This is a genomic window from Mesorhizobium sp. M0011 (assembly GCF_040324155.1).
In the GTDB taxonomy this organism is placed as follows: Bacteria; Pseudomonadota; Alphaproteobacteria; order Rhizobiales; family Rhizobiaceae; genus Mesorhizobium.
In genome coordinates this window covers 106,219-119,254 of the sequence record NZ_JAMYVQ010000014.1, presented here as the reverse complement: position 1 = coordinate 119,254, position 13,036 = coordinate 106,219, and the positions used below count along the sequence as shown (strand labels likewise).

The window sequence follows — 13,036 nt, the reverse complement described above, 5'->3', positions numbered from 1 at the left end:
TTATCCGAAATAGGCTTTGGCGAGGCTGTTGTAGAGGCCGCCGATTTCATAGGCGAGGTCGTCCAGCGCCTTTGCGGTCATGTCCGAAGGCTCCTTGATGGCGATCTGGGTGTTGAGCTGCAGGATTTCCTTCGCCGCCGGCGACATTTGCCCCTCCCCGCCGAGCGACGGCAACAGGCCGATTTCGGCCTTCAGCCTTTCAAGTTGGAACAGGATGGAGCGCGGGTTAAGCGGATCGAGCGCCAGCAGGTCGATCACCGTGCGCCGACCGGCCTGCACCGGATATTGGCGGCGATGGGTCATCACGCTGTCGCCGATTTCCAGCATCATGTCGAGCGCGCCGTCCGGCGCCTTGGCGCTGGTCAGCCGCGACAGCGTGCGGGAGATCTGGATACCGCGCTCCAGCCGGCGGCCAATCTCGAGGAAGCGCCAACCGGCGAAGCGGTACATGTTCTCGTGCAGCAGGCCGGAAAAGCCGGCGAGCTTACGCAGGATGACTGTCATCGCCCGGGTCGCGTCGTCGCCGGGCGCGACCGTCGTTGCGAACTGATGGATGGTTTTCGACAGGTCCTTCAGCGCCAGCCAGCCATCGGGCGAGAAGCGGTCGCGGATCTGCCCGGCACTGTAGACCGCGCTATCCAGCGTGCCGATCAGCCCTGACGGGATCGCTGTCTCCACATCGATGCCGAAAGGTTCGAGATAATCCCTGATGTCGGCGAGCAGCGGCATATCCGGGTCGGAGGTTTCGGCCAGCCGCACATGGTAGGCGCGCAGGATGCGCACCGTGTCTTCCGAGCGCTCGATATAGCGGCCGAGCCAGGTCAGGTTCTCCGCCGCGCGACTGGGCAGGCTGCCGGGCCTGGTGCGGCTGAAACTGTCGCCTTCTTGCGGCAGCAGCGTCTCGCGCTCCACCGGTTTGTCGCTGACAACCCAGACATCCGCCGCCTGGCCGCCACGCTGCATGGCGATCGCCGTCGGGTCGAGCGACAGGCCGATACGGGCAAAACCGCCCGGCATCACCGTCCAGCCCTCCGGCGTTCGCGCCAGGTAGACGCGCAGGCTCGCTGGCCGCGGCTCCAGCCAGCCGCCGACATAGACGGGCGTCGTCGAAAGCGTCACCGCTTCCTGGCCGACGAAATCGCCGCCATCACGTTCAATGCGCGCCACCAGTTCCGCCCGCTCCCCGGCCGACAGAGCCGAGCCCAGCTTCGTTGAATCGTCGTCCTCGAAGGCAAGCCTCGTCGACAGCGCCGGCCCGATCACCATGCGATCGATATTGGCCAGCACATGCGCGCGCTCGGTAGCTTGCCCGCACCACCATGTCGCGACACTTGGCAGCAGCAATTCCTCGCCACGCAAGGCCCGTGAAATCTTGGGCAGGAAGGCAAGCAGCGCGCGCGTCTCCATCAGGCCGGAGCCCAGCGCATTGACGGTAGCAACCGCGCCCTGGCGGATCGCCTCGACCAGGCCCGGCGTTCCGATCTGCGAATCCGGGCGCAGTTCGAGCGGGTCGGCGAAAGCGGCGTCGAGCCGCCGCCACAACACGCTGATCGGCATCAGGCCGGAAACCGTGCGCACCATCAGCCGGCTGCCGGAGACGGTCAAATCCTCGCCTTCGAGCAGCATGATGCCGAGGTAGCGGGCGATGTAGGCGTGTTCGTAATAGGTTTCGTTGAGCGGCCCCGGCGTCAGGATGGCGACGCGGCCGTCGGTCTCCTTGGCCATGCCGATCAACGCATCGCGAAAACGGCGGAAAAAGCCGGCAAGGCGGTGCACATGCATCTCGCCATAGATGTCGGACAGCGCGCGTGTGGTGGCGACGCGGTTTTCCAGTGCGAAACCGGCGCCGGACGGCGCCTGCGTGCGATCGCCCAGCACCCACCACTGGCCGTCAGGTCCACGGCCGAGCTCGAAGGCGCAGAAATGCAGGAAGTGGCCGCCGGCCGGCCTGGTGCCGACGACAGGCCGCAAATATTCGGGGCTGGCGGCGATCAACCCCGCCGGCAGGATGCCTTTCTCGACCAGCCGGTTCGGCCCGTAGATATCGGCGATGGTTTCCTCGAACAGTTCGGCGCGCTGCACGAGGCCGGCGCTGATCGCCGCCCACTCGCTCTCCTCGATGAGAACCGGGACATGCGCCAGCGGCCATTCGCGCTCATTGGCACCGGCCTTGTCGTAGACGCGGTAATAAACGCCGGCATCGCGCAGATACTGGTCGGCGCGGGCAAAGCGCTGGCCGAGCTTTTCAGCGCCGAGTTCCTCGAGCGCCTCGACAAAATGCTTCCAGACCGGGCGAGGATTGCCTGACGCATCGACCATCTCGTCGACGACGCCGTCGATCGGCTGGTAGTGCTCCAGCAGGCTGTGGGTCCGCGGCTTGCCGTGTCCCCTCTTGTGATTCCCCTTTGCCATCGCTGATCAGAGTCTTGCCGGCCGCCGAAGGTCAAGGGTCATCGGGAAATCTTCCGCCGGTTGTTCTTCACGGATCACATAGGCGGATGGCGTATGGCCGCGCGGTTCGAAGCGGGCGAGCCGCCGAGCTTCCGCCTCGTTGCCATTGACCGGAAAGGTGTCGTAATTGCGCCCGCCGGGATGGGCGACATGGTAGACGCAGCCGCCGACCGCACGCCCCGACCAGCGGTCATAGATGTCGAAGACCAGTGGCGTGTTGACCGGCAGCGCCGGATGCAGGCCCGATGCCGGCTGCCAGGCCTTGAAGCGGACACCCGCCACCGCCACTTCGCGATTATCAGTGACCTTCATCGGCACGATGCGGCCGTTGCAGACGACTGCGTGGCGCTCCGGGTTCAGCCCTTCGGTCTTGACCTGCAGCCGTTCGACCGAGGAATCGACGAAGCGCACGGTGCCGCCGATCGCGCCTTGCTCGCCCATCACATGCCACGGCTCCAGCGCCTGGCGCAGCTCCAGCTTGATGCCGGCATGCTGAACCTCGCCGCAGAACGGGAAGCGGAATTCGAGCTGGGCGTCGAACCATTCGGGCCTGAATTCGAAGCCGTTGAGCTTGAGGTCGTCGAGCACGTCGAGGAAATCGGCCCAGACATGATGCGGCAGCATGAAGCGGTCGTGCAGCGATGTGCCCCAGCGCACGAAACGGCCGTCGAGCGGGCTTTTCCACGCGCGGGCAATGATCGCCCTGACAAGCAGTTGCTGCGCGAGGCTCATGCGTGCATTGGGCGGCATCTCGAAGCCGCGGAATTCGACCAGCCCCAGCCGACCGGTCGGTCCGTCCGGCGAAAACAGCTTGTCGATGCAGATTTCCGAACGATGCGTATTGCCGGTGACGTCGGTCAACAAATTGCGGAACAGCCGGTCGACCAGCCATGGCAAGGGTGCGTTGCCCTGGTCCGGATGCGGCACCTGCGCCATCGCGATCTCAAGCTCGTAGAGCGAGTCGTGACGGGCTTCGTCGAAGCGTGGCGCCTGGCTGGTCGGCCCGATGAACAGGCCGGAGAACAGATAGGACAGCGACGGATGGCGCTGCCATTGCAGCACCAGGCTCTTCAACAGGTCCGGCCTTCGCAGGAACGGGCTGTCATTGGGTGTCGCACCGCCGACCACGACATGGTTGCCGCCGCCGGTGCCGGTGTGGCGCCCATCGATCATGAACTTGTCGGCGCCAAGCCGTGTCTGCCGCGCTTCCTCATAGATCGCCGTCGTCGTCGCCACGCAATCCTGCCAGTTGGAAGCAGGATGGATGTTGACCTCGATGACGCCGGGATCAGGCGCAACGCGGATGACGTTGAGGCGCGGATCGTGAGGCGGGCCGTAGCCCTCGATATGCACGGGAAGGCCGATCGCCTTTGCCGCGTTCTCGGCCGCCGCGACCAGTTCGAGATAGTCTTCCAGCGCCTCGACAGGCGGCATGAACACGCACAGCCGCCCGTCGCGCGGTTCGACCGAAAGCGCGGTGCGCACAGCGCCGCCAATCTCGGTGATCTCCTGCTCGACCCGCTCCTGCTGGCCGGCCGCAGCGGTGAACGATGCCGCCTGCTGGCGGCGCGCCATCTCGTCGGCGCCTTCGAGTTCGGCTGGAGTCGGTCCGGCCAGTATGGCTTCACGCGCGGGCAGCGGGCCGCGTGGTAGCGACGGGTCGACCGGCACGATATAGGGGAATTGCTCCGGCGGCACATAGGGCAACGTGCCGAGCGGCAAGCGGTAACCGACCGGTGAATCGCCTGGCACCAGAAACAGCCGGCCGCGCCGCGTCTTCCATTTTTCCGAGCGCCAGCGCGGATCCGATGCCTGGCTGTTCCAGCGCTGCACCGGCAGCACATAGCCGGACGGCTTGGTCAGTCCGCGTTCAAACACTTTCGCCATGCGGCTGCGTTCTTCCGGATCCTCCAGCCTGGAGTTGGACGGATCGACATTGTCGGGCAGCTTGCCTTCCTTGAGCAGCCATTCGGCCGGATCCTCATAGGCTTCGCTGACCATGGCCTTGTCGATGCCGAGTTCGCCGGCAATCGCGGTGAGCAGGCTTTCGGCCTGCTTCGGGCCGATATCGGCCTCGCTCTTTTCGCGTGCGATCAGCGACGGATCGCTCCATACCGGCTGGCCGTCGGCACGCCAGTAGAGCGAAAAGGTCCAGCGCGGCAGGCTTTCGCCCGGATACCATTTGCCCTGGCCGTAATGGAGAAAGCCGCCGGGCGCGAAGCGCTCGCGCAGTTTACGGATCAGTTCGTCCGCCTTTTCACGCTTGGTGGGACCGACGGCGGCGGTGTTCCATTCGGCCGACTCGAAATCGTCGATCGACACGAAAGTCGGCTCGCCGCCCATGGTCAGCCGCACGTCGCCGGCGGCAAGCGCTGCATCAATCTTGTTGCCCAGCGCGTCGAGCGCCTGCCAGCTTTCGTCCGAAAATGGCTTGGTGATGCGCGGATGCTCGGCGATGCGGTCGACCCGCATCTCGAAGCCGAATTCGACATTGGCGAAGCTCGCCATGCCGGAAATCGGGGCCGCGTTGCGGAAATGCGGCGTGGCGGCCAGCGGCACATGGCTCTCGCCGGTGAGCAGGCCCGAGGTCGGATCGAAGCCTATCCAGCCGGCGCCGGGAAGATAGACCTCGCACCACGCATGCAGATCGGTGAAGTCTGTCGCCGTTCCCGGCGGACCGTCCAGCGCCACCAGATCGGGCTTCAACTGGACCAGATAGCCGGAAACGAAGCGTGCCGCGATACCGAGATTGCGTAGGATCTGCACCAGCAGCCAGCTCGAATCCCGGCAAGACCCCTTTTTCGCGGCCAAGGTCTCTTCCGGCGAGAACACCCCGGTTTCCATGCGCACGATATAGGCAATCTCGCGCTGCAGCCGCGCATTGAGGTCGACCAGGAAATTGACGGTGTTGGCTGCGCTGCGATCGATGGTCTTCAGCAGCGCCGACAGCAGCGGTCCCGCCGGTTCCGGGGTGCGATAGATGGCGAGATCGTCGCGGATTTCTTCCGGATACTCGAACGGAAACGCCTCGGCCGACGGCTCGACGAAGAAATCGAACGGATTGTAGACCGTCATGTCGGCGACGAGATCGACCTCGATCTTCAGTTCGGTGACCGGCTCGGGAAAGACGAAGCGGGCAAGAAAGTTGCCGTAGGGATCCTGCTGCAGATTGACGAAATGGTTCGCCGGCTCGACCTTGAGCGAATGACTGAGCACCTTGGTGCGGGAATGCGGCGCCGGCTGCAGCCTGATGATCTGGGGCCCGAGAACCACCGGCCGGTCGTATTTGTAATGGGTCAGGTGATAGACGGCTGCCAGAATTGCCATGAAGCCCCGGAATTCAGCGTTTCAACGATTTCGCCGAACCCTGACACATCAGGCCGCCATTCTCCAAGCAGAGATGTTGCGGTGCACCTAATTTAAGCAACGGTTGCCGGCTCAGAAAAACGCCTGTATCCCCGTCTGCGCCCTTCCCAGGATCAGCGCATGCACGTCATGCGTGCCTTCATAGGTGTTGACCGTCTCCAGGTTCTGCGCGTGGCGCATGACGTGGTAGCCGATCTGGATGCCGTTACCGCCATGCATGTCGCGGGCCTGGCGGGCGATGTCGAGCGCCTTGCCGCAATTGTTGCGCTTGACGATCGAGATCATTTCCGGCGCCATCTTGCCTTCATCGAGCAACCGCCCGACGCGCAACGATGCCTGCAGCCCAAGCGCGATCTCGGTCTGCATATCCGCCAGCTTCTTCTGGTAGAGCTGCGTTCCGGCCAGCGGCTTGCCGAACTGCTTGCGGTCGAGCCCGTATTGGCGGGCGCGGTGCCAGCAATCCTCGGCGGCGCCCATCGAGCCCCAGGAAATGCCGAAGCGAGCCCGGTTGAGGCATCCGAACGGTCCGCCAAGGCCCTTTGCGTTGGGCAGCAGCGCGTCCTCGCCGACCTCCACGCCTTCCATCACCACTTCGCCGGTGATCGACGCCCGCAGCGACAGCTTGCCGCCGATCTTCGGCGCCGAAAGCCCCTCCATGCCCTTTTCCAGCACGAAGCCACGGATCTCGTCCTTGCCGTTCTCGCCCTTCAGCTTCGCCCAGACGACGAACACGTCGGCGACCGGCGCGTTGGAAATCCACATCTTCGAACCGGACAGCTTGTAGCCGTTGGCTGTCCTCTCGGCGCGTGTCTTCATGCCGCCCGGATCGGAGCCGGCATCCGGCTCGGTCAGGCCGAAACAGCCGATCCACTCGCCGCTGGCAAGCTTGGGCAGGTACTTCTTGCGCTGCTCGTCCGAGCCATAGGCGTAGATCGGATACATCACCAGAGACGACTGCACTGACATCATCGAGCGATAACCCGAGTCAACACGTTCGACTTCCCGCGCGACCAGCCCATAGGTGACGTAGTTCGCGCCAAGCCCGCCGAATTCCTCGGGGATGTTGATGCCGAGCAGGCCGGCCTCGCCCATTTCGCGGAAGATCGCGGTGTCGAATGTCTCGTTGAGGTAGGCGTCCTCGATCCGCGGCGCCAGTCTGTCGGCGGCGAAGGCGGCCGCGCCGTCGCGCACCATGCGCTCGTCTTCCGAAAGCTGGCCCTCGATCAGGAACGGGTCTTCCCAGACGAATGCGTTCTTGTCGGCGGCCATCGCGTTTCTCCCAAACAATGCATGTCGCTCAAAATGACGGCATGCATGAAGCAAAATCTTGGCCCGTTCTATCGGCCTGCGCCTCGAAAAAATCAAACGAAATTGATTCACCAATCAATGAGCGTTAGGAATGGATCATGAGTGTCCAGCGCCGCCTTTTGCCCAACATAAGCGCCCTTGCCGCCTTCGAGGCTGTGGCCCGGCTGGGCAGTTTCACCGCTGCCGCCCAGGAGCTCGATCTGACCCAGGGCGCGGTCAGCCGGCAGATCAGATTGCTGGAAGATCAGTTCGGCCGCCGGTTGTTCGAACGCGACAGCCGCAATGTCAGGCTGTCGGCATCGGGCGAAATCTACGCCGAGGCGGTGCGTTCAGCACTTGGCCAGTTGCGTGACGCAGCCCTTGGATTGATGAGCAATCGGCATAGCGGCATCCTGAACCTTGCCATATTGCCGACCTTCGGCACGCGCTGGCTGATGCCGATGATCCCCGATTTCGTCGAAAACAATCCCGATATCACCATCAATTTCGTCACCCGCGTCGGTCGCTTCGACTTCGCCAGGGAGAGGCTGGATGCCGCCATCCACTATGGCCTGCCGGACTGGCCTGAGGCCGACTCCACACTGCTGGTGCGCGAAACCGTGGCGCCGGTCGTGTCGCCCGAATTCCTCACTGGCCGCGCCATCGCCTCACCGGCCGATATCGGCCGCCTGCCGCTGCTGCATATGGCGACGCGTCCTGGCGCCTGGACCGAATGGTTCGAGCATCAGGGCCTGAGCGCGCCGACCGGGCCCGGCATGCAGTTCGAGCAGTTCGGCACCGCCGCCCAGGCCAGCATGGCGGGGCTCGGCGTGGCGCTGCTGCCGCTGATCCTCATTGCAGGCGAATTGCAGCGCGGCCAGCTGGTGCCGGCGCCAGGCCAGCCCATGCAAAGCCGCAGCGCCTACTATCTCGTCGTCCCACATGGCAAGCGCGGCCATCCGCCAGTCGCCAGTTTTCGCGACTGGCTGCTGGGCCAGGTCGAGAAGGAGCCGGCCGTTCTGGCGTGGTAACTACTTCCGCTTCAGCGCATCCGCCAGCGCCGCGCCGAACGCGCCTTGCTGTGCCGGCCGCTCCGGCTGGCGCTGAGGCGCCGGCGAACGCGGTGCCGGCCTGCCGCCTCCGGTATCGCGCGGCCCACCTTTCGACGCGCCCCCTTCGCCACCATCCTTGCGCATGGATAGCGCGATGCGCTTGCGCTTGATGTCGACATCAACGACGCGCACCTTCACCACATCGCCGGCCTTGACCACCTCGTGCGCGTCCTTGATGAACCGGTCGGCCAGCTGAGAGACATGCACCAGCCCGTCCTGATGGACACCGATGTCGACGAAGGCGCCGAAGGCGGCGACATTGGTGACGGTGCCTTCCAGCAGCATGCCGGGCTTCAGATCCTTGATATCGTCGATGCCGTCGGCAAACGTCGCCGTCTTGAAGCCCGGACGTGGGTCGCGGCCCGGCTTTTCCAGCTCTGCCAGGATATCGCGTACCGTTGGCAGGCCGAAACGCTCATCGACGAAAACGCGCGGATCGAGCGCCTTGAGTGCTGCACTGTCGCCCATCAACGACCGCACATCGCGCCCGCAGGCGGCGACGATCTTCTTGGCCACGCCATAGGCCTCCGGATGCACCGACGAGGCATCGAGCGGCTCGCTGCCATTGGCAATGCGCAGGAAGCCGGCGGATTGTTCGAATGCGCGAGGTCCGAGCCGCGGCACCTTGAGCAGGTCTTTGCGGCTGGCGAAGGGCCCGGTCGCATCGCGATGCGCAACGATCGCGTCGGCCAGCGACGCACCCAGACCTGAAACGCGCGCCAGCAATGGCGCCGAAGCTGTGTTGAGATCGACGCCAACGGCGTTGACTGCGTCTTCCACCACCGCTTCCAGCGAGCGGCCGAGACGGTACTGGTCGACATCATGCTGGTACTGGCCGACGCCGATCGATTTGGGCTCGATCTTGACCAGTTCGGCCAGCGGATCCTGCAGCCGCCGGGCGATCGAGACGGCGCCGCGCAACGACACGTCGAGGCCGGGGAATTCCGCCGCCGCCGTCGCCGATGCCGAATAGACAGAGGCGCCGGCCTCGCTGACGATCACTTTCAAGGGCTTCGGCCCGCCATCCGCCGGCATGTCGGACAGCATGTCCGCCACCAGCTTTTCTGTCTCGCGGCTGCCGGTGCCGTTGCCGATCGAAATCAGCTCGACCTTGTGCAAGCGGATGAGCTTGGCGAGTTCCGCCTGCGTGCCACGCACATCGTTCCTGGGCGGAAATGGATAGACCGTCGTTGTTGTCAGCACCTTGCCGGTGCCGTCGACCACCGCCACCTTGACGCCGGTGCGGATGCCGGGGTCGAGCCCCATCGTCGCGCGCGAACCGGCGGGAGCGGCTAGCAGCAAATCCTTGAGGTTTCGGGCAAAGACGTGGATCGCTTCCTCTTCTGCCCGCTCGCGCAGGTCGCGCATCAAATCGAGTGTCAGGTGTAGTGACAGTTTTATGCGCCAGGTCCAGCCGGCGACGTCCATCAGCCAGCGGTCGCCGGGCAGGCTGCCGCCGATGGCATAGGCATTGGCGATCATCCGCTCGACCGGCTTCACCGGCGAGGTGTCATCGGCATCGACCTCGATGTCGAGCGACAGCACTTCCTCGTTGCGGCCGCGCAGCATCGCCAGCGCGCGGTGGCTCGGCACATTTGTCCAGCGCTCGACATGGTCGAAATAATCGGAGAACTTCGCGCCGGCCTCCTGCTTGCCGTCGACCACCCTGGCCCGCATGAAGGCGCGCTCCTTCATGTAGCTGCGCAATTTTCCGACCAGATCGGCATTCTCGGCGAACTGTTCCGACAGGATGTCGCGCGCGCCGTCGAGCGCCGCCTTGGCGTCGACCACCTCTTCGGTCAGATAGGCCAGCGCCAGTTCGGCCGGCACCAGCGCGCGATTCGCCAGGATAGCTTCAGCCAGCGGGCCCAGCCCGCGCTCCCTGGCGATTTCAGCCTTCGTGCGGCGCTTGGGCTTGTAGGGCAGATAGATATCTTCCAATTCCGCCTTGGTGGTTGCGGCAACGATCTTGCCCTCAAGCTCCTCGGTCAGCTTGCCCTGCTCGCGGATCGAGCCAAGGATGGTGTCGCGGCGAGCGTCGAGCTCGCGCAGATAGGCAAGCCGTTCGGCAAGGTCACGCAATTGCGTGTCGTCCAGCCCGCCGGTGACTTCCTTGCGGTAGCGCGCCACGAACGGCACTGTCGCGCCCTCGTCCAGCAGCCCGATCGCCGCGGCCGCCTGTTCTGGCCGCGCGTTGATCTCGGCCGCGATGATGGCTGCGATGCGCTTGATGTCGGATGCCATGTCGTTCCTGCTCTCATCGAAAAGAGCGGCGACCATAGGCGCAGACGTCCGGCCCGCCAACCGCCGCGCTTTGATCAGCCCGGCGGGTCCACAGGAAAGCGTGCGCTAATGTGGCGGCTCGGGCCCAGTCTAGACCATGCGGCTCAGCGCCTCGAAGAAGGCGACGATCTCGACATCGAGCGGATCGTCGACCGGCTCGGGCTGCGACGACATCTTGGCGATCACCACTTCGGTCCTGGGATCGACATACAGCCACTGACCATGGATGCCGATGCCGCAATAGGCGCCGCTCGGCAAACCGGTCTGGTACCATTTGTTGCGGTAACGGCCTTTGGGAAACAGCGGCAGCATCGCGCCGCGCTGCCAGGCGTCCGCACTGCCGCCAGTGCTGGTCGTGTCGCGTACCCACACCTCGGGCACGATGCGGCGGCCATTGGCCACCCCGCCTTGCCGCATCATCTCGCCAACACGCGCCAAGTCGCGCGGCGTCACCGAAATGCCGCCGGCAGTGCGCGCCGTGCCCTCCATGTCGACGCCGATCGAGGCTTCGCTGACAGTGCCGAGCGGCAGCCACAGCTTCTCGCGCATCAGGTCGGTGAACCGCTGGCCCGACGCGCGCTCGAGCAGCAGGCCGAGCAGATCGGAATTCGGCGAGCGGTAGCGGAAGGTCTGGCCATGCGGCTCTGCAAGGCGTTGCAAGGTCAAAATGAATTCGCGCAGGCTCTCCGTGCCGCCGCCCGGATTCCACAGCGTGGCGCGACGATAGCGGGCGAAAGCGCTCTCCGGATCGAGATAGGCCTCCTCGAAATCGAGGCTGACGCTCATGTCGAGCACATGCCGCACGCTCGCATCGCCATAGGCAGAGCCGGCGGCTTCAGGGATGTAGGCCGTCACCGGCGCTTCCGGGTCGAACACCCCCTCGCCTTGCAATATGCCGGCGATGATGGCTGTCACCGACTTGCTGATCGAGAAGATGATGTGGCGGGCGCCGAAATCCATATGCGGGGCGAACCAGTCGCCGACGATCTTGCCGCCTTTCATCACCGTCAGTGCGTCGGTGCTCGAACGTGCGAGAAATTCAGCCACCGTCTCCGGTGTGCCGGCGATCACGACCTTTTCGCCGAGTAGGTCGCCCATATCGCGCACGGGGGTTTCGACAACGCCCGACGCCGCCGCCACGCGGGCGGTCGGCACCAGTTCGCCGAGATTCTGGAACGACCACCGATTGAACGGGTTCTCGCGCCAGTTGGCGAGCACCACCTGGTTGCGCCGGAAGCCATAGCGGGTCTCGAACACGGTCTTGCCGGTCATGGCGTTTCCTTCCGGGTCGTTTCTTCTTTGTGGGGCTCAGCGAAGTGCCGTGGCGATAGCGTGCACGGCCTTCAGCGTCGCTATGGAATAGGCACCATTGGCGAAATCCGGCCAGGTCGAAAGCTTCACCACGACCATTCCGGTGTTCCAGTCGATATGGATCATCTGACCGAACACGCCGCGGCACATCAGTGCGCGCGAGCGCGGGTCCTCGATCCAGAACTGGTTGCGATAGCTGCCCTCCGGCAGACTGGGGCTGAAGTCCGGCCCATGCCTGCCGTTGCGTGTTGCCTCGATCCAGTCGGCCGGCACGACGCTGCCACCATTGTCGAGGATCATCTGGCCGAAGCGGCCATAGTCGCGCAGCGTCGCGTTGAAGCCGCCATCCGCCACCGCATAGCCGGCGCTATCGACCGTGAAGCAGGCGCTTTCATCAGCGCCGAGCTTTTGCCAGAGTTCTTCCGAAACCAGCTGCGGAAGCCGTTTGCCCGTCACCCGTTCCATGATGAAGGCAAGCACGTCGGTCTCGATCGAGCGGTATTCGAATTGGGCACCATGCGGGCGGATCGTTTCCTTCAAGCCCAGGATCAGCTCGAACATGTGCGATGGCCAGCGAAAGGCCGGATCGCTGCCCGGCGGCACCGGCTTCCAGCCGGTGGCGACATCGACCTGCCCAATGTCCGAATAGCGGTCGGTGTATTCCTCGGAGAAGCGGACGCCGCTGGTCATGTCCAGCACATGCTGCACACTGGCGCCGGCCCAGCCGGTAACGCCGAGCTCCGGCAGGTAGTCCGTTACCGGTCTGGCCGGATCGATCAGGCCGCGCCCAACCAGTATGCCGAACACCGAACCGGTAAGGGACTTCGCCATTGACTGCGACAGGTGCAGCGTGCGCTCATCCATGCCGTTGAAGTAGCGCTCATAGGCGACCTTGCCGTCCTTGAGCACCAGGAAGCCGTCCGTATAGGTCTCGTCGAGCAGCCCGGCGAGCGTCGTCGGCGCGCCTGTGCTGTCCTCGACCGTCAGCCCGTCGAGATCGGCCTCGGCGCGTTCGAAGCGGTGGCGATGGCCATTGCCGCGCCAGACTTCGGCGGTCGGCAGAATTTCACGGATGTTCTGGAACGCCCAGCGGTTCCACGGCGGCCGGTCCCAGTCGAGCTTCGGCGGTACCATGGCGGGCGGCGAGCCCTGCATGATCGGCGGCCGCGGATCGGAATTGCGATAGGAGTCCATGACGGCCGAGTCCTTTGAACATGAAAACGGAC

7 protein-coding genes are annotated in these 13,036 nt (G+C 64.7%); 1 reads left to right on the top strand and 6 read right to left on the bottom strand.

Annotated elements, in window-relative coordinates; genetic code table 11:
- From NKK51_RS17250 to NKK51_RS17240, 3 genes are all read right to left on the bottom strand, one after another.
- Positions 1–2,412, bottom strand: a complete 2,412-nt coding sequence (locus NKK51_RS17250; RefSeq protein WP_352554049.1) for a circularly permuted type 2 ATP-grasp protein — start codon at positions 2,410–2,412, stop codon at positions 1–3.
- A gap of 6 nt (positions 2,413–2,418) precedes the next feature.
- Complete coding sequence (locus tag NKK51_RS17245; RefSeq protein WP_352554048.1) at positions 2,419–5,778, bottom strand: transglutaminase family protein; 3,360 nt, start codon at positions 5,776–5,778, stop codon at positions 2,419–2,421.
- Positions 5,779–5,889: 111 nt separating this feature from the next.
- A complete protein-coding gene (locus tag NKK51_RS17240; RefSeq protein WP_023809977.1) occupies positions 5,890–7,086 on the bottom strand; it encodes an acyl-CoA dehydrogenase in 1,197 nt (398 codons plus the stop codon).
- A gap of 137 nt (positions 7,087–7,223) precedes the next feature.
- On the opposite strand from NKK51_RS17240, the gene NKK51_RS17235 reads away from it, so the two are divergent.
- Positions 7,224–8,135: a LysR family transcriptional regulator gene (locus tag NKK51_RS17235; protein WP_352554047.1), complete on the top strand. Its 912-nt coding sequence runs from the start codon at positions 7,224–7,226 to the stop codon at positions 8,133–8,135.
- Here the strand turns inward: NKK51_RS17235 and NKK51_RS17230 are convergent, their stop codons facing one another.
- The 3 genes from NKK51_RS17230 to NKK51_RS17220 all read right to left on the bottom strand — a co-directional run bounded on the left by NKK51_RS17230 (position 8,136) and on the right by NKK51_RS17220 (position 13,004).
- Positions 8,136–10,460: a Tex family protein gene (locus NKK51_RS17230; RefSeq protein WP_352554046.1), complete on the bottom strand. Its 2,325-nt coding sequence runs from the start codon at positions 10,458–10,460 to the stop codon at positions 8,136–8,138.
- 129 nt (positions 10,461–10,589) lie between these two features.
- Positions 10,590–11,771, bottom strand: coding sequence for a serine hydrolase domain-containing protein (locus NKK51_RS17225; protein WP_352554045.1), 1,182 nt, complete (start codon positions 11,769–11,771; stop codon positions 10,590–10,592).
- Between the two features lie 36 nt (positions 11,772–11,807).
- A complete protein-coding gene (locus NKK51_RS17220; RefSeq protein ID WP_023809981.1) occupies positions 11,808–13,004 on the bottom strand; it encodes a serine hydrolase domain-containing protein in 1,197 nt (398 codons plus the stop codon).
- Positions 13,005–13,036 lie beyond the last annotated feature (32 nt).

What these genes read in the sequence shown, in the direction of transcription:
- NKK51_RS17250 (WP_352554049.1), bottom strand. Translation starts at nt 2,412, where the DNA reads ATGGCAAAGGGGAATCACAAGAGGGGACACGGCAAGCCGCGGACCCAC.
- NKK51_RS17245 (WP_352554048.1), bottom strand. Translation starts at nt 5,778, where the DNA reads ATGGCAATTCTGGCAGCCGTCTATCACCTGACCCATTACAAATACGAC.
- NKK51_RS17240 (WP_023809977.1), bottom strand. Translation starts at nt 7,086, where the DNA reads ATGGCCGCCGACAAGAACGCATTCGTCTGGGAAGACCCGTTCCTGATC.
- NKK51_RS17235 (WP_352554047.1), top strand. Translation starts at nt 7,224, where the DNA reads ATGAGTGTCCAGCGCCGCCTTTTGCCCAACATAAGCGCCCTTGCCGCC.
- NKK51_RS17230 (WP_352554046.1), bottom strand. Translation starts at nt 10,460, where the DNA reads ATGGCATCCGACATCAAGCGCATCGCAGCCATCATCGCGGCCGAGATC.
- NKK51_RS17225 (WP_352554045.1), bottom strand. Translation starts at nt 11,771, where the DNA reads ATGACCGGCAAGACCGTGTTCGAGACCCGCTATGGCTTCCGGCGCAAC.
- NKK51_RS17220 (WP_023809981.1), bottom strand. Translation starts at nt 13,004, where the DNA reads ATGGACTCCTATCGCAATTCCGATCCGCGGCCGCCGATCATGCAGGGC.